The 15,295-nt window shown below is 32.8% G+C and carries 17 protein-coding genes; 3 read left to right on the top strand and 14 right to left on the bottom strand.

Going from position 1 to position 15,295, the window contains the following annotated elements:
* Positions 1–69: 69 nt before the first annotated feature.
* From QMO72_RS03980 to deoC, 4 genes are all read right to left on the bottom strand, one after another.
* Complete coding sequence (locus tag QMO72_RS03980) at positions 70–423, bottom strand: DoxX family protein (RefSeq protein WP_103266246.1); 354 nt, start codon at positions 421–423, stop codon at positions 70–72.
* Complete coding sequence (deoB, locus tag QMO72_RS03975) at positions 420–1,607, bottom strand: phosphopentomutase (protein WP_103266245.1); 1,188 nt, start codon at positions 1,605–1,607, stop codon at positions 420–422. The genes QMO72_RS03980 and deoB overlap by 4 nt, the downstream gene beginning before the upstream one ends.
* Before the next feature lie 11 nt (positions 1,608–1,618).
* Entirely contained in the window at positions 1,619–2,920 is a 1,302-nt protein-coding gene (locus QMO72_RS03970; RefSeq protein WP_103266244.1) for a pyrimidine-nucleoside phosphorylase, read from the bottom strand.
* Positions 2,921–2,983: 63 nt separating this feature from the next.
* On the bottom strand, positions 2,984–3,646 hold the full coding sequence (gene deoC, locus QMO72_RS03965; protein ID WP_069823649.1) for a deoxyribose-phosphate aldolase: 663 nt from the start codon (positions 3,644–3,646) through the stop codon (positions 2,984–2,986).
* Positions 3,647–3,826: 180 nt separating this feature from the next.
* On the opposite strand from deoC, the gene deoD reads away from it, so the two are divergent.
* Positions 3,827–4,537: a purine-nucleoside phosphorylase gene (gene deoD, locus QMO72_RS03960; RefSeq protein ID WP_046837833.1), complete on the top strand. Its 711-nt coding sequence runs from the start codon at positions 3,827–3,829 to the stop codon at positions 4,535–4,537.
* Positions 4,538–4,696: 159 nt separating this feature from the next.
* Here the strand turns inward: deoD and QMO72_RS03955 are convergent, their stop codons facing one another.
* The 9 genes from QMO72_RS03955 to QMO72_RS03915 form a co-directional block, all read right to left on the bottom strand.
* Positions 4,697–5,143, bottom strand: coding sequence for a Dps family protein (locus QMO72_RS03955; RefSeq protein ID WP_046837834.1), 447 nt, complete (start codon positions 5,141–5,143; stop codon positions 4,697–4,699).
* A gap of 180 nt (positions 5,144–5,323) precedes the next feature.
* Entirely contained in the window at positions 5,324–6,187 is an 864-nt protein-coding gene (gene rbsK, locus QMO72_RS03950) for a ribokinase (RefSeq protein WP_103266243.1), read from the bottom strand.
* 18 nt (positions 6,188–6,205) lie between these two features.
* On the bottom strand, positions 6,206–6,589 hold the full coding sequence (locus tag QMO72_RS03945) for a thiol-disulfide oxidoreductase DCC family protein (RefSeq protein WP_069823647.1): 384 nt from the start codon (positions 6,587–6,589) through the stop codon (positions 6,206–6,208).
* A gap of 455 nt (positions 6,590–7,044) precedes the next feature.
* On the bottom strand, positions 7,045–8,415 hold the full coding sequence (locus QMO72_RS03940) for an EVE domain-containing protein (protein WP_286093240.1): 1,371 nt from the start codon (positions 8,413–8,415) through the stop codon (positions 7,045–7,047).
* A gap of 72 nt (positions 8,416–8,487) precedes the next feature.
* Positions 8,488–9,468 (bottom strand): YeiH family protein, encoded by a 981-nt coding sequence (locus QMO72_RS03935; protein WP_103267503.1) that lies wholly within the window; start codon positions 9,466–9,468, stop codon positions 8,488–8,490.
* Positions 9,469–9,702: 234 nt separating this feature from the next.
* Complete coding sequence (locus QMO72_RS03930; protein WP_103267502.1) at positions 9,703–9,933, bottom strand: hypothetical protein; 231 nt, start codon at positions 9,931–9,933, stop codon at positions 9,703–9,705.
* Between the two features lie 21 nt (positions 9,934–9,954).
* A complete protein-coding gene (locus tag QMO72_RS03925; RefSeq protein WP_103267501.1) occupies positions 9,955–10,896 on the bottom strand; it encodes a type I phosphomannose isomerase catalytic subunit in 942 nt (313 codons plus the stop codon).
* Between the two features lie 612 nt (positions 10,897–11,508).
* Complete coding sequence (locus tag QMO72_RS03920; protein WP_069823642.1) at positions 11,509–12,207, bottom strand: FadR/GntR family transcriptional regulator; 699 nt, start codon at positions 12,205–12,207, stop codon at positions 11,509–11,511.
* Between the two features lie 130 nt (positions 12,208–12,337).
* Complete coding sequence (locus QMO72_RS03915; RefSeq protein ID WP_103267500.1) at positions 12,338–12,994, bottom strand: SDR family oxidoreductase; 657 nt, start codon at positions 12,992–12,994, stop codon at positions 12,338–12,340.
* Between the two features lie 167 nt (positions 12,995–13,161).
* Between QMO72_RS03915 and QMO72_RS03910 the strand changes: the two genes are divergently transcribed.
* Together QMO72_RS03910 and czrB are read left to right on the top strand one after the other, a co-directional pair.
* The gene (locus QMO72_RS03910) at positions 13,162–13,458 is read left to right on the top strand and encodes an ArsR/SmtB family transcription factor (protein ID WP_103267499.1); all 297 of its coding nucleotides are present in this window, start codon (positions 13,162–13,164) and stop codon (positions 13,456–13,458) included.
* Between the two features lie 22 nt (positions 13,459–13,480).
* Positions 13,481–14,437, top strand: a complete 957-nt coding sequence (czrB, locus tag QMO72_RS03905) for a CDF family zinc efflux transporter CzrB (protein WP_103267498.1) — start codon at positions 13,481–13,483, stop codon at positions 14,435–14,437.
* 86 nt (positions 14,438–14,523) lie between these two features.
* Here czrB and QMO72_RS03900 read toward each other — a convergent pair whose 3' ends face one another.
* Positions 14,524–15,255 carry a metallophosphoesterase family protein gene (locus QMO72_RS03900; protein WP_069823638.1) on the bottom strand — a complete coding sequence of 244 codons (732 nt, stop codon included), beginning with the start codon at positions 15,253–15,255 and terminating at the stop codon, positions 14,524–14,526.
* Between the last annotated feature and the right edge of the window lie 40 nt (positions 15,256–15,295).

The raw sequence follows: 15,295 nt of genomic DNA, 5'->3' as shown, positions 1-15,295 counted from the left end.
AAATTTCTGCTGGGGCTTTCATTTATACGCTTACACTATCAATGCTCATACATCTGTGCTCTTTTATTATTATAATTTATTAATAACGCTCATCATTACAAATTGTAATGGAAGACGACTATACAAAGCCCATTGAGGTAATTTTTTCTCACCTAAAGGAATGTTATGTTGGGCCATATAAATATTTGCCGGTAGCACTGCTAATAAAAATGCATTTATCCCTTTTTTTAAACACGATGATGGTCGTTTAGAAATTAATACTATACCAAACATAATTTCAAACACACCAGTTATAAGTACTGCTGCCTTTCTGAATGGTAAGTAGTCAGGAACAATATTTCTAAAATTTTCTTCATTTTTAAAATGTAATAGTCCTATTATACTAAAAGCTATACCAATGATGATACGAAGCAGCTGCTTCATCTTTCTACACCCATTTCTTTCAAATAACTTTTCCCAAATTCAGGTAATTTCACATTGAAATTATTCGCAATCGTAGCACCTATCGAACTAAATGTATCATCTGTTGAAAGCTCATGGTATTTGTCGATTTTGGGACTAAACATAAGGACTGGAATATACTCTCTTGTATGATCAGTCCCCTCAGCCGTTGGATCGTTTCCGTGATCAGCTGTAATAATGACTAAATCATCTTCTCTCAAATTATCTATAAGTTCCGGTAACCGTTCATCAAATGCTTTAATTGCTTGGGCATAGCCTGGTTTATCACGACGATGACCATACAAAGCGTCAAAATCAACTAAATTTAAAAAGCTCAAACCATTAAAATCACGTTTTACAGTGTCTATGAGTTTATCCATACCGTCCATATTATCTTTAGTACGTACAGATTCTGTTACCCCTTCACCATCAAAGATATCATTAATTTTTCCTAAGGCAATAACATCATAGCCTCCATCGCTCAACTCATTCATAACTGTTTTACCAAATGGTTTCAATGCATAATCATGTCTATTAGACGTCCTTTGAAAAGCACCTGGCTCACCTAAATAAGGCCTAGCAATAATTCTACCTATTAAATATTTGGGATCTTTCGTTAATTCTCTTACTTTTTCACAAATTTCATAAAGTTCTTCTAAAGGTATAATATCTTCATGTGCAGCTATTTGAAGCACAGGATCAGCAGAAGTATAAACGATTAAGTCGCCTGTCTTCATTTGATGTTCGCCCCATTCATCAATGATTTGCGTACCAGAAGCAGGGCGATTCGCTACAACTTTACGTCCAGTCATTGTTTCAATTTCAGTAATAAGTTCATCTGGAAACCCTTCTGGGTATACTTTAAATGGTTGCATGATATTTAAACCCATAATTTCCCAATGGCCTGTCATTGTATCTTTGCCTACTGATGCCTCACTCATTTTAGTATAAAATGCTTGAGGTGTTGTTTCTTTTTCAATTACTGGTAAATCATCAATATTACCTAATCCTAATTTTTGCAAATTGGGTAACGTCTGATTAAAACCTTCTAAAGTATGCTTTAATGTATGACTACCTTCATCATTAAATGCTTTTGCATCAGGACCTTCACCAATACCTACTGAGTCCATTACGATTAAGTGTACTCTTTTAAAAGGTGTAGTCATTATGTCCACTCCTATTCTGTAATAATTTTATGAATCAATGTTGGTGCTTGTCCATGTTCACTTACTGTAATACTTTGATTTAACTTTTCTATTACATCATCAATGTTTTCTCGATTACTGTGTATTGTTAGTAACGCATCACCTTCACTAACTTTATCCCCAACTTTTTTGTGCAGTACCAGACCAACACTAAGATCAATATCGTCTTCTTTCGTTTGTCTACCTGCACCCAACATCATTGAAGCTACACCCACTTCATTGGCAATAATTTCAGTCACAACGCCAGATGATTGCGCTGGTAATTCAATTTTATATTTAGCTTGAGGTAATTGAGACAAGTCATCTACAACTGAACCATCTCCGTCTTGATTTTCTAAAAACGTTCTAAATGTCTCTAATGCTGATCCATCTTCAATTGCTTGTTGAAGCATCGTACGTGCTTCCTCTAAGTCTTGAGCTTTACCGCCTACTACAACCATTTGAGAACCTAAAGTCATGACTAATTCAGTTAAATCTTCTGGTCCTTTGCCTTGCAGTGTTTCAATGGCTTCTTTAACTTCTAAAGCATTACCTATAGCATTACCTAATGGTTGACCCATATCAGAAATAATTGCCATTGTATTTCTACCTACATTATTACCAATGCTAACCATAGCGTGTGCTAATGCTTCAGCATCTTCTAATGTTTTCATAAATGCACCGTTACCTGTTTTCACATCTAAAACAATAGCGTCGGCACCAGCAGCAATTTTTTTGCTCATTATTGATGATGCTATTAATGGTATTGAATTTACTGTGCCTGTAACATCACGTAAACCATATAATTTCTTATCTGCTGGCGTTAAATTCCCTGTTTGTCCTATTACAGCAACTTTAGATTCATTAACCAGTTTAACAAATTTTTCCTCACTGATTTCAACATGGAAGCCTTTGACAGATTCTAACTTATCTATTGTCCCACCTGTGTGACCTAGTCCTCTACCACTCATTTTAGCGACTGGTACGCCAACCGATGCAACTAAAGGCGCAAGTACCAATGTTGTTGTATCGCCAACACCACCTGTAGAATGTTTGTCAACTTTGATACCATTTATATCAGATAAATCAATGACATCTCCTGAATTGACCATTGCCATAGTCAAAGCAGCTCTTTCTTCATCATTCATATCTTGAAAAAATACTGCCATAGCTAGACTAGAAGCTTGATAATCTGGAATATCACCATTAGTATAACCAGTGATAAAAAATTCAATTTCTTCTTGAGTAAGTGCTTGGCCATCACGTTTTTTTTCAATTAAATCTACCATTCTCATATCAGTAGACCTCCCCTTTTGTATATCATGCTTAATCATAAATAAGTATACTATTTTATAAAGTTAATAATCAGCGTCGCTTTCTAAGCCTTGAATAATTTGAACCCCTGCGCTAGCACCGATACGTGTAGCACCCGCTTCAATCATATTATTAAAATCTTCTAAATTTCTTACGCCACCTGATGCTTTCACTTCTAAAGCATCACCAACTGTATCTTTCATTAATTTAACATCTTGTGGAGTCGCTCCACCACCTGCGAAACCAGTTGATGTTTTAACGAAATCAGCACCTGCTGCTTTACTCAATTCACAAGCTTTTATCTTCTCATCATCTGTTAATAAACATGTTTCGATAATAACTTTTACCGTCTTACCATTAGCAGCAGCTACTACGCCTTCGATGTCTTTTTGAACTTCTTCATAACGTCCATCTTTTAAAGCACCAATATTGATGACCATGTCTACTTCTGATGCACCATTATTTATAGCATCTTCTGCTTCAAATACTTTTGATTTTGTAGTTGTCGCACCTAATGGAAAACCTATCACTGTACATACTAAAACATCTGAGCCGTCTAACAACTCAGCTGCATACTTCACATGTGTAGGGTTAATACAAATAGATTTGAAATTAAAATCTTTTGCCTCTTCAATAATTTTATCAATTTGCACTCGTGTTGCTTCAGGCTTAAGTAGTGTATGATCTATATACTTTGCGTAATTCATTTGGAATCCTCCTAATTTTTTGTTCATAAAAATATGTTCAATATCGCTTACAATTATAAAGCAAAATTAAAAACTTATCCTTAATAAACTTTCCCTTTAATCCCTATACTACAAAAATTCGCAAAAATAATAAACAAATGTTATCTTTAAATTGATAAGAATTTAAAGGAGAAGATGATTATGACAAAAGGTACACCTCATATTCAACCTAACGGGACTAAAATTGCAAAAACTGTATTGATGCCGGGAGATCCACTTCGTGCAAAATACATAGCCGATAATTATTTAGAAAATGTTGAACAATTTAATGAAGTAAGAAATATGTTTGGTTATACTGGCACATATAAAGGTAAAGAAATTTCAGTTATGGGCTCTGGCATGGGTATACCAAGTATTGGTATTTACTCTTATGAGTTATACAATTTCTTTGATGTCGATACTATTATCCGTATCGGATCTTGTGGTGCATTACAAGACAACGTTAATCTTTACGATATTATTATAGCGCAAGGCGCTTCTACAAACTCTAGTTATGTAGATCAATATAATATCCCTGGCCACTTTGCTCCTTTAGCTGATTTTGACTTGATCTTGAAAGCTAAACAAAAAGCTGATGACATTGGCGCTACTACACATGTAGGTAATATTTTATCTTCTGATACATTCTATAATGCAGATGAGACATTTAATGAAAGATGGCAACGCATGGGTATATTAGGAATAGAAATGGAATCTGCTGCTTTATACTTAAATGCTACGTATGCTAACAAAAAAGCGTTAGGTGTATTTACTGTTAGTGATCATATTTTACGTAATGAAGCAACTACTGCAGAAGAACGTCAAAATTCATTTACTCAAATGATGGAAATTGCACTTGAAATGGCTGAATAATTTTCGTCATTTATAGCATTTTGGGAATACAAAAGCCGGTAAAGGAAACCCTTTACCGGCTTAATTTTATAGTTTATCTTTTAAGATGATTGATACGCTACATGTATTGACAAAGAGGACTAGATTTTTAAATCTAGTCCTCTTTTATTATATCTCGTATTATTGTCCTAAATAAGATTTTAACATCCAGTTATGTTTATCAATATTAGTACGCATGCCAATAAACATGTCTTCTGTCACATCATCATTAGCATTTGAAGCTACTTCTATTGCTTCTTCTAATTGTTTGGAAACATTTGTGAAATCTTTAGATAATTCTTCTACCATTTCTTCAGCTTTATAACCTTTGCCAGCTTCTTTAATAATTGAAAGTTCTAAACTTTCTTTTAAAGTTGCTACAGGATTGCCTCCTGCTGCTAAAATACGTTCAGCTAGATCATCTATATATTGGCTTGCTTCATCATATAACTCTTCAAATTTTGTGTGTAAAGAGAAGAAATTTGGCCCTTTAACATACCAATGAAAATTGTGTAATTTGGTGAACGCTACTGTCCAGTTTGCTACTTGTTGATTTAATACTACTACTACGTCTTCATTTTTTGCCATGTTTAAATCTCTCCTTTAAATTTCGTTGTTATTTCGAAAAAACAACTCATATTCTTGATTACATTAATTATTATATAATAATTATTATAATCTGTAAAGCGTAATAGCCCTCTAAATTAGAATTATTTTAAATTAAGAACTAGAGCTATCACATTGAATATATACCCTGATTATCCATCATTAATCTAAGTCTTTTCTGTATGGCATAGCGCTTTGTGCTCCTAATCCTGTTATAGCATAACTACCCGCTAAATTTGCAAATGCAACCGCATCAGCAAGTGATTTATTTTCAATTAGTGCCACTGCCAATGCACCGTTAAATGTATCGCCAGCCCCAGTAGTATCAACGACTTCTTTCTTATAACCTGCTATAAGCTGTTGAGAATCACTATAGAAAACTGCTCCTGATGCGCCTTTTGTGACTATTAATTTATTAGGATACTTTGTTAATGCTTTATCCACCTGATTTTCAAACAATAATTCACTTTCTGATTCATTTGGCGTAATCCAAGTCACTTTTTCTATAATGTCATGATCAAGCTCACGATAAGGTGCAGGATTCAATATGACTTTCATATCATGTTTCTCTGCAAAACTAACTACCGCTGCTATTGTTTCTTCAGGTATCTCATGTTGCATGAGGATAATATCGCCAGCATTAAAATGCTCTAACTTAGGTAATACTTTATCAGCTGTAACATAACTGTTAGCAGCCGGTACAACTATAATACGGTTATCATCTTCAAATAATGTAATATGAGCTGTTCCAGACGCTTCATTTTCTATTATATCTATATAATCCGTGTTTACATTGTTTTGTTCTAAGTTTTGAATAATCTGTTTACCATATTCATCTTCACCTACTGCACCAATCATATATACGCCATCACTTAAGCGCGCTGCTGCTACAGCTTGATTAGCACCTTTTCCACCAGGTGTAGTAAAAAATGTATCGCCCATCACCGTTTCACCCGCTTTGGGTATCGTGTTTGTTTTCACTACTAAATCTATTGACGCACTGCCAACTACAATAATATTTCCCATTTTGCTTCCTCCGTCTACTCAGTCAATAAAAAATGATTTTTCATATTCATTAGGCTTATGCCAATGTGTTTTCCACATTCTATTTCTATTGTCTGCAAATAAATTATATCCTAAATCTCTTAAAATTTTAGGTGTCAATTTTAGTAATATACCTAGCCATTTATAATTTGTCAGTGATGTAATTAAAGTAGCAATCGCATCTGACTTATATTGTAAATGATCCCCTTCTTGTAATATCACACTATTATATTGACGTGCTTCTGGATAATTTTCTAACATGTTTTGTGCTGTTTTACCTTGTAATTGTGCAAATTGATAACGACTTGATAGTCCATTTTTGATGAGCCAAATCGCGTAATTATAGCAATACACACAAGTACCATCATAATAAATAATTGGCATATCAATACACATCCTAACAGTATAAAATTTTTTCTTTTAAGATTCGAATATGTTCAGTCTCTATATATTATATCCTAAATTCACCAAAATAAATCATATAACCACTTATAAAAGTATGCGTTTCCAATAAATATTCTTATACAATAAATTTTTTAAAGACTGTTATGATAAATCAGCAGCGTTTAGCTATATACGAAGTTGTAAACCCAGATGAAATATCTATCTTTCACCTTCTATAAATTGCAGCATAACTTTAAATTCAATATGGTGTATCATCACTATATATACTTGATTTCAAACATAAGGTAAAATGCTTAATCAGAACCTCAAGTATAAACATCTAAAAAACACCGCCAAACTCATTAAGTTTGGCGGCGGTTTAAACTTGTAACTCCCAAATGAAGTGATCAAGTACTTTTATTCATTCAAAAATTCTGATACAAATAGTGTATTCACTATGCATCTTGATTCACTTTTACAATTCGTGCATATTTTAAAAATTGTTCCGTATATTTACGTTTAATTTCATTCAAATCATCATAAGTGATACCTACAATATGCCAATTAGGATTGAAGTGATAAAATGAATCTTTTTTCCTAGACCATTTAATCATATTACCTTCTTTATTATAACGTGGTAAAGTCATTTCATAACCTTCTAGAACGTTAATGTACGTTTGGAATATATCTGGATCAATGCGGTTAAAGTTATCTATAACTAGATGACTTTTATCTTTACGCGGCATTAGACTTGTAATAAATCCTTCTCTGTAATACAGTGCGCCAGCTTCATTAGGTAAATATTTACCATAAAGCATGTCCTCAGTAAAATCTGGGTGTCCCGCAATAATAACTGGATTGGCATTTGCTTTTTGCAATAAATCCTCAGCAGCTTTTAAACCCTCACCTTTATCTACCAGAAGTAATATAAAGGGTTTGATATCTTCATCAAGTTTATCAATGATATTATCACTCTTAACAGCCTCAAATTGAGATTTCAACCCATCATTTTCACTCATTTCAAGTATTGCTTCAAATTGAGTTTGTGACATACTCGCTATAGCTTGCTTGGCATTCTCTTGCAAATAATATAAATTTTTTAATTTTGGATGTTTATTCAATGTCCCTAACGATACGGGATCAATTTCTTTTTCAAAATATACTTCGATAGCTGTACTGTTTGTTCTCCCCGGAATGGGGGCTTTTTCATGTATGTGGCGGCTCACTTCACCAATACCAATTACAGATTGGTCACGCTTTTTATTATAAAAAATGATTTGGTCACCAATTTCAAGTTGTGTATAAAAATGGTATCCATTACGTTTTATACCATTATAAGTATGTGTATATATCGTATTATAAGACTTCGGCTCAAATTCTACTTCTTCAGCTATGAAGAAATATCTAGGTATCTTAGCCTCACCTTTACCTAAACGGACAATTAAATCAAATTCATCCTGTGATATTTCATTAAATAATGTTTCTTTCATATTTTTTATTCTAAACTCTAATTGTTCACTTCGTTTTAAATAGTCTGTTGTTAATGGTTTAAGTTCCTCTTGTAATTGAAATTGCACACGAATTTTATTTTGAGCACCAGTTTGTACGCTGGTAATTTCACCACACCCTAATAAACCAGTATCCATTTGGACTTGATAAAAGATAACACGATCTCCAACCTTAGCTTGTTTGAAAGATCTGAAACCTTGTGAAGGATTAAATTGTGCACCTGATTCAAATAATGTCTCTTGCCCAACTAAAGATTCGTTATGATTCCAGCGATTATATCCGCAATTCAACCAAAAATAACTTATTTCCTCTGCCATTTAGATACTCCTTATCTCATGTAAAAATTCTATCTTTCCTATTATATGCAAAAAGTACTTATGTAACAATCATTACAATAAGTTTATTAATTTCATAGTAATCAAGCTTGTTACAATAACTACAATCCACGTGATTAAACCTAGAAATAGCGGTTTAAAACCCGCTTGTCTAAACTGTCTAAATTGAACTGTTAATCCAATGCCGCCCATTGCCATAGTAATTAAAAACAAGGAAAGTTGATGAAAAATATTAATTATTGTTGGAGAAAAGTTTAAAATCGTACTAATCAGTGATGCTACTACAAACCACATTATGAACCATGGAAATACATTTTTCACTGCTATCTTAGACTGTTCTGCGCGTGCTTGACGAATCGTTCTGTATGTAAAGAATAATACAACTGGTATTATCATTAAAGTTCTCGTTAGTTTTGTAATTGCACCTGTTTCTAATGCTGTATTACCATAGTTTGAAGTCGCTGCTATTACACTTGAAGTATCATTAATAGCCGTGCCTCCAAAATATCCAAATGCCATTTCTCCCATATTTAGAACATGTCCTAACGGCGGAAAAATGAACACTGCAATTAAGTTGAATAAAAAAATGGTAGAAATTGCCAAAGCAACTTCACTTTCTTTAGCTTTAATTACAGGACTTGTGGCAGCAATAGCTGAACCACCACAAATAGATGTTCCTACAGCTATTAAAATACTTAAATTCTCACTAGTCCTCAAATATTTCATCAGTATATAAACAGTAAGAAATGCTGCGCTTAATGTGATAATTATAATTGGAAGTGACTTCCATCCTATCGCCCCTATAGATTGAAAACTCAATGTAAACCCTAATACTACAATGCTATAATGCAAGATTTTTTTACTACTGAATTGGATGCCCGCTTCATATTTTTTAGGGATCACAAACAAATTATTAATAATGATACCTATAACAATCGCAAAAATTGCACTACCTACTATTGGAAATTTACTCCCTAATATTGTTGCAACCATTGCGATTACTAAGGTCATGATAATTCCTCTAGCCTTATTCACCTTTCCACCTCCAATTCAAATTCTATTTTACCATATTTTTATTTAAACAAACTGCATAGATAAATAGCATGTTATTTAATTTTATTTTATTGATTATCTGTCATCACTTAAGATTATCGAGATCATTTCAAATATTTAATCATACTACTATTTCACAATGCTAAAAAGGACATAAGAAAATCAATTCATAAAAAAAGTATCTTTTACACGTATGTAAAGATACTTTTTATTTAACTATTGGGCTACTGTCAAAGCACCCATGATTGGCATAAAATTAATTAATACACCGCCTAACTTTAATAAACCGCTTATTTCTTTGTCAGGAATTGTAATCAGTGCTGTAATTATGCCAAGTACACCAATCGTAATCGGAAATGCTAGTGAAGGATACTCAGGTATTTTCAGAAATATGCCTATGCCAGATATAATCCCACATACTAATGATATATACAAAAATTTATACATTCTTTTATGATCCTCCTTTTACTATAAATAACTTACTATTAATTCATAATCCCCTTCAAAAATTGTATCTAAATCTTCTGAAGTTAAAATAAAATTTTGGCCTTTATTCAATGTATAAACTTCACCATCTACTATAACTTGACCTTGTCCTTTTAATACTGAAACCAATACAAACTCTCTCGGTTTCATATAATTTAATGTGCCTGAAATTTCCCATTTCACCATAGTAAAAAAATCATTAGATACTAACTGTATACGTTTATGATTTTCAACAATTTCTGTATCCGTTGATATATTGATGCTTTCATTAGATACTTCAACCACATCTTTTGCTTTACTTTGGTTTAAGGGACGTGTATGACCTGCTTCATTTTCTCGATCATAATCATATACTCTGTATGTTACATCCGAAGACTGCATTGTTTCATATACTAGTATACCAGCACCAATCGAATGAATTGTCCCTGCAGGAATGAAATAAAACTCTCCTGGCTTAACTTTAACTTTATTAAACATTGATGATTCGTATTCCGCCTCATTTAGTTTATCTATTGCATTTTCTTTAGTATCTGTATTAAGACCATATATAATTTCTGCGTCTTTTTCAGCATCCACGATATACCAACACTCTGATTTACCATATTGTCCTGCTTCATTTTCGTAAGCATATGCATCATCAGGATGTACATGAACTGATAATGCTTTCTTAGCATCTACCATTTTAGTCATTAAAGGAAAATCCTTACTCGGAAAATCTCCAAATAATTCTCTGTGTTCATTCCACACTTGATCTAAAGTTTGCCCTTGATATGGTCCATTTAATATTTCACAACTACCATTGGGATGTGCGGATATGCCCCACACTTCTCCGATATTATCACTAGGGATATTATAGCCAAATGATTTAAGTCTGCTGCCACCCCATATTTTTTCATGAAATATTGGCTTCAAAAATAACGCCATGAATCACACCTCCAAATTCTTAAGTTGATTAACACTTTACTTTTTTATCTATTTTTTATCATATGCAAGTCACTGCTTATGTATCTATGTATGTTTATGTTTTTCTGAACTATTGTGATTGTATCATAGTTTTAAACTTACTATGAAAGTATATATTAATATTTTAATAACTTATGCTACCCTTGATGACATCAACACACTCATATGATGGATTCCATATATATTTCGCACAACCTCATATATATAATTCATAATATTATCTTTGTTAAATTGGTTTTAATTCGTTTTAAATTGAGTTTAAATTTATCTTGCCAAATGATTACTTCAAATAGTATAATGACAAAAGAGTTACGGAAACGTGCTCTACTCGTGTTACATATAAGGTAATTACATGATGAATTATACACTTGAAAAAGGTACGTACTTTTTTCAAAAATATAAAATTTGCTATTAAGTCCAAACTCCGGAAAAGTTTGGGCTTTTTTAATTTTCTATGCTCTCCATTTAACGCTATTGCAGTGCTTAGTTTCAGCCAAGGCTAACATATTTAACTATACAATTATAAAAATGCCATTTCAATTTATAGTTTGAAATGGCATTTTTATAATTGTATTACTGCTCTTTAAAATTTGCTAAAATTGTTACTTTGACTTCTAGCAAATGAGATTGCATAGCTTTAACAGCACGCTTACTATCTTGCTCAAGAATAGCATTATAAATAGCTACATGTTCTTCATGTAATCTATGCATTGTTTTTTGAGCACTATAGATAAATATTTTACGTGTTTCTTCCATAGAATCTTTCATCAGTCCTGAAATATTATTTAATAATTCAACTAACAGGGAATTTTGTGCTGCTTTAGCAATTAACAAATGAAACCTTAAGTCTGCCTTTTCACCTGAAGTTCCATCTGTGACAGCCTCTCCCATTTCATTTAATGCTTCTTTCAGTCTCTTTAAATCCTCTTCACTTCGATTTATGGCCGCCTTTTCAACTGTTGAACTTTCTACAATTTCTCTTAACTCTAGGAGTTCTTTAATTTGTACTACGGAATTAAATTTATCACCTAACTCAAAGAATTTAGGTTCAATTTGTTTGATAAACGTTCCATACCCTTGTTTTAACTCAATAACGCCTATTGTTCGTAGTGCATTCAACGCTTCCCTAATCGATGCTACACTTACCCCATAAATCTGAGCTAACTTTTGAATAGAGGGTAATTTGTCTCCTACCTTGTATTCACCTGACTTAATACTTTCTAATATAATATCTGCAACTTGTTCATATATTTTTTTGTTTGAAATTTTCATGATTACCTCCAAACGATATGTACTATTGTACCAAATTTATCCCACTATTTTATTGTAAAGGTCATATATATAAAAAAAAGAGCCAATTTACATACAAATGTAAATCGGCTCTTAAATAAATCTCACTTACTTATTTTGTAAAGTTATTTAAAGCACTAGTGATTTCTTCTTCTCCACTAATGATTTGAAACTCTGTGTTAAGTAAATTATCTGTAGTAACTACTTCTTTGAGTACTGTCGCTACATCTTCTCGTGGAATAGTGCCTCGTCCTTCAAAAAATGCGCCCACTTCAATTTTATTCGTACCAGCTTCATCTGTTAAGCCGCCTGGATGTACAATTGTGTATGGTATATTAGCTTGTTTTAAGTATTCATCAGCATAGTGCTTGGCAATCGTATATGGTTTTAAATCTCCGCTTGCATCAAATGCTTCTCTTCTAGAATCATACGTTGAAACCATCACATATTGTTTCACATGATTTGCTTCACTAGCTTTGATAGATTTAATTGCACCATCTAAATCTACACTGATTGTTTTATCAGCACCAGTACTTCCCCCTGATCCTACTGAAAAGATTACTTTATCATAGCCTTTAATTTTTTCTGTAAGTGTGGCTAAATCATCAGCTTCTACATCAATTAAAATGGCTTCAATACCTTTATCTTCCAAAGATTTGACTTGTTCTTCTTTTCTCACACCTGCAGTGAAAGATTCGTTGCTTTCTTTTAATTGATTTACTAAATGTTGACCAACGCCACCATTAGCTCCAATAACTAAAATACTCATAAAATTTTGCCTCCTTAGTAATATTGATATTTAAAGTTTACCACTTTTATAGGATATTCAAACCAAAGTGCTCGCTTATTCAATCTCATAGCTTAATTTGACAATCTACGCACTACATATTAATATATGAATAAATGTTCATATATTAATATGTAGGAGGTCTCGATATGAATGATTCATTTGATCAACAAACGATTGATAGTGTAACTGAAATTTTCAAGGCTTTAAGCGATGGGAATCGTATCCGGATTATGCATCTATTATCACATGGAGAATGCAGTGTGGGTCATATTGCACACAGTTTGGATATTAGTCAATCTAACGTTTCACATCAATTGCGTTTATTAAAGCAGGCCCATTTAGTTAAGTCAAAACGTGATGGGCAATCTATGATTTACACTTTAGATGACACGCATGTAACAACTTTGTTAAAACAAGCGATACATCACGCCACTCATAAATAAGCTCAGAAAGGTGGTCTTTCGCATGACTGAAAAACACAACCATAATCATGGTCATGTACACACAAATAACAAAAAAATATTACTTATTAGTTTCTTAATCATCGGCATATTTATGATTGTTGAAATTATCGGCGGCTTTGTTGCCAATAGTTTGGCATTGTTATCTGATGGTTTACACATGTTTAGCGATACGATTTCATTAGGTGTTGCTCTGCTTGCTTTTATATATGCCGAAAAGCATGCAACACAATCTAAAACATTTGGTTATAAAAGATTTGAAATACTTGCCGCGCTATTTAATGGCATTACTTTATTCATTATAGGGATTGTAATAATTGTAGAAGCTATTGGACGTTTCTTTACACCAGAAGATGTTAAGTCTACAGAAATGTTCATCATTAGTCTGCTTGGACTGATTATAAATATTATAGTTGCCGCTTTAATGTTTAAAGGTGGAGATACCTCTCATAATATTAATATGCGAGGTGCCTTCCTTCACGTTATGGGAGACTTATTAGGTTCAGTCGGTGCAATTATTGCTGCTTTACTCATTTGGGCGTTTAACTTTACAATTGCTGATCCTATTGCAAGTATCATTGTTTCAATTTTAATTATAAAAAGTAGTTGGGGTATCACAAAATCTTCTTTAAATATATTAATGGAAGGAACACCAAGTGACGTCAATTTGTCTAAAGTCATTTCTACAATTATTGATGAGCCTCAGGTTGAAAATGTACATGATTGCCATATATGGACCATATCAAATGAAATGAACGCCTTAAGCTGTCATGCTGTTGTAGCTCATACTATGTCTATCGAAGATGGCGAAGTTCTCTTAAATCGACTAGAGCATAAGTTAGAACATTTAAATATTCAACATATGACCATCCAATTAGAAACAAACGCACATCCGCACGATAATGCCACATTATGTTCATCCATTGATAAAGGGCCTGATGTGCACGCACATACCCATTAACTTTTTATTCTAAATCTTAAATAACTAAGCACCACATCATTTTCTTTAGATGATGCGGTGCTTAGTTATTTGCAACAGTTTTTCTGTTATAAAAATTTATCAAATATGAGCTGTTTCGCTGGTACTTGTTTCTCATTAAATCCTCTTATGAATTCCTCGTTATCATAAGGCACTTTCACACGTTCAAATGAAAATTCATCTTCCTCAATTGTTACTATGCCATACACTGCATATGCACCATTATTTAATCCTACTGACCCAGGATTGAAATAAACAGTTGATTTGTCATCATATAAATGTACGGTATGATTATGTCCAAATACAATTAAATCCGCATTTTTATCAGCAAATAAGGCTTTAACGTTTTCTTCACTCGGCTCAACAATTGGACTAAATGGTTGCCCATCAATTGGCGTCTCTAATTTATCATTAGGAATTTCATAATGAATAAACAACACTTTTTTATTATGAAATGTTTGTTCCATGACACGTGATAACCCATTCAATCTATCATAATAATCTTCGTCTAAATGACTCTCAATCCATTGATGATGTTCATAGAATTTATCTTTTAAATCTTCTGGATATGGTGTTTCATTGACGAGCGACATCACTGCTTCATCATGATTACCTGCTATAATTTCCATATCATCTCTGTCAAAAATAGCATCCAGTACTTTATTCGTTTCATGTCCGACTCCAATATTATCGCCTAAGTTATAAATTTTATCGATTTTTTCTCTTCTATCAATATCATCTAAAACTGATTCTAAGGCATCAAAATTTCCGTGGACATCAGTAATTATTGCAAATTTCATGATGATATCTCCTTTCAACTTGAGTTCATTCCGATATTTT

Source organism: Staphylococcus casei (genome assembly GCF_030294405.1).
In the GTDB taxonomy this organism is placed as follows: domain Bacteria; phylum Bacillota; class Bacilli; order Staphylococcales; family Staphylococcaceae; genus Staphylococcus; species Staphylococcus succinus.
The sequence above is the reverse complement of the archived record's forward strand: the minus strand, read 5'-3'. Positions and strand labels throughout refer to the sequence as shown.

What these genes read in the sequence shown, in the direction of transcription:
- QMO72_RS03980 (WP_103266246.1), bottom strand. Translation starts at nt 423, where the DNA reads ATGAAGCAGCTGCTTCGTATCATCATTGGTATAGCTTTTAGTATAATA.
- deoB (WP_103266245.1), bottom strand. Translation starts at nt 1,607, where the DNA reads ATGACTACACCTTTTAAAAGAGTACACTTAATCGTAATGGACTCAGTA.
- QMO72_RS03970 (WP_103266244.1), bottom strand. Translation starts at nt 2,920, where the DNA reads ATGAGAATGGTAGATTTAATTGAAAAAAAACGTGATGGCCAAGCACTT.
- deoC (WP_069823649.1), bottom strand. Translation starts at nt 3,646, where the DNA reads ATGAATTACGCAAAGTATATAGATCATACACTACTTAAGCCTGAAGCA.
- deoD (WP_046837833.1), top strand. Translation starts at nt 3,827, where the DNA reads ATGACAAAAGGTACACCTCATATTCAACCTAACGGGACTAAAATTGCA.
- QMO72_RS03955 (WP_046837834.1), bottom strand. Translation starts at nt 5,143, where the DNA reads ATGGCAAAAAATGAAGACGTAGTAGTAGTATTAAATCAACAAGTAGCA.
- rbsK (WP_103266243.1), bottom strand. Translation starts at nt 6,187, where the DNA reads ATGGGAAATATTATTGTAGTTGGCAGTGCGTCAATAGATTTAGTAGTG.
- QMO72_RS03945 (WP_069823647.1), bottom strand. Translation starts at nt 6,589, where the DNA reads ATGCCAATTATTTATTATGATGGTACTTGTGTGTATTGCTATAATTAC.
- QMO72_RS03940 (WP_286093240.1), bottom strand. Translation starts at nt 8,415, where the DNA reads ATGGCAGAGGAAATAAGTTATTTTTGGTTGAATTGCGGATATAATCGC.
- QMO72_RS03930 (WP_103267502.1), bottom strand. Translation starts at nt 9,933, where the DNA reads ATGTATAAATTTTTGTATATATCATTAGTATGTGGGATTATATCTGGC.
- QMO72_RS03925 (WP_103267501.1), bottom strand. Translation starts at nt 10,896, where the DNA reads ATGGCGTTATTTTTGAAGCCAATATTTCATGAAAAAATATGGGGTGGC.
- QMO72_RS03920 (WP_069823642.1), bottom strand. Translation starts at nt 12,207, where the DNA reads ATGAAAATTTCAAACAAAAAAATATATGAACAAGTTGCAGATATTATA.
- QMO72_RS03915 (WP_103267500.1), bottom strand. Translation starts at nt 12,994, where the DNA reads ATGAGTATTTTAGTTATTGGAGCTAATGGTGGCGTTGGTCAACATTTA.
- QMO72_RS03910 (WP_103267499.1), top strand. Translation starts at nt 13,162, where the DNA reads ATGAATGATTCATTTGATCAACAAACGATTGATAGTGTAACTGAAATT.
- czrB (WP_103267498.1), top strand. Translation starts at nt 13,481, where the DNA reads ATGACTGAAAAACACAACCATAATCATGGTCATGTACACACAAATAAC.
- QMO72_RS03900 (WP_069823638.1), bottom strand. Translation starts at nt 15,255, where the DNA reads ATGAAATTTGCAATAATTACTGATGTCCACGGAAATTTTGATGCCTTA.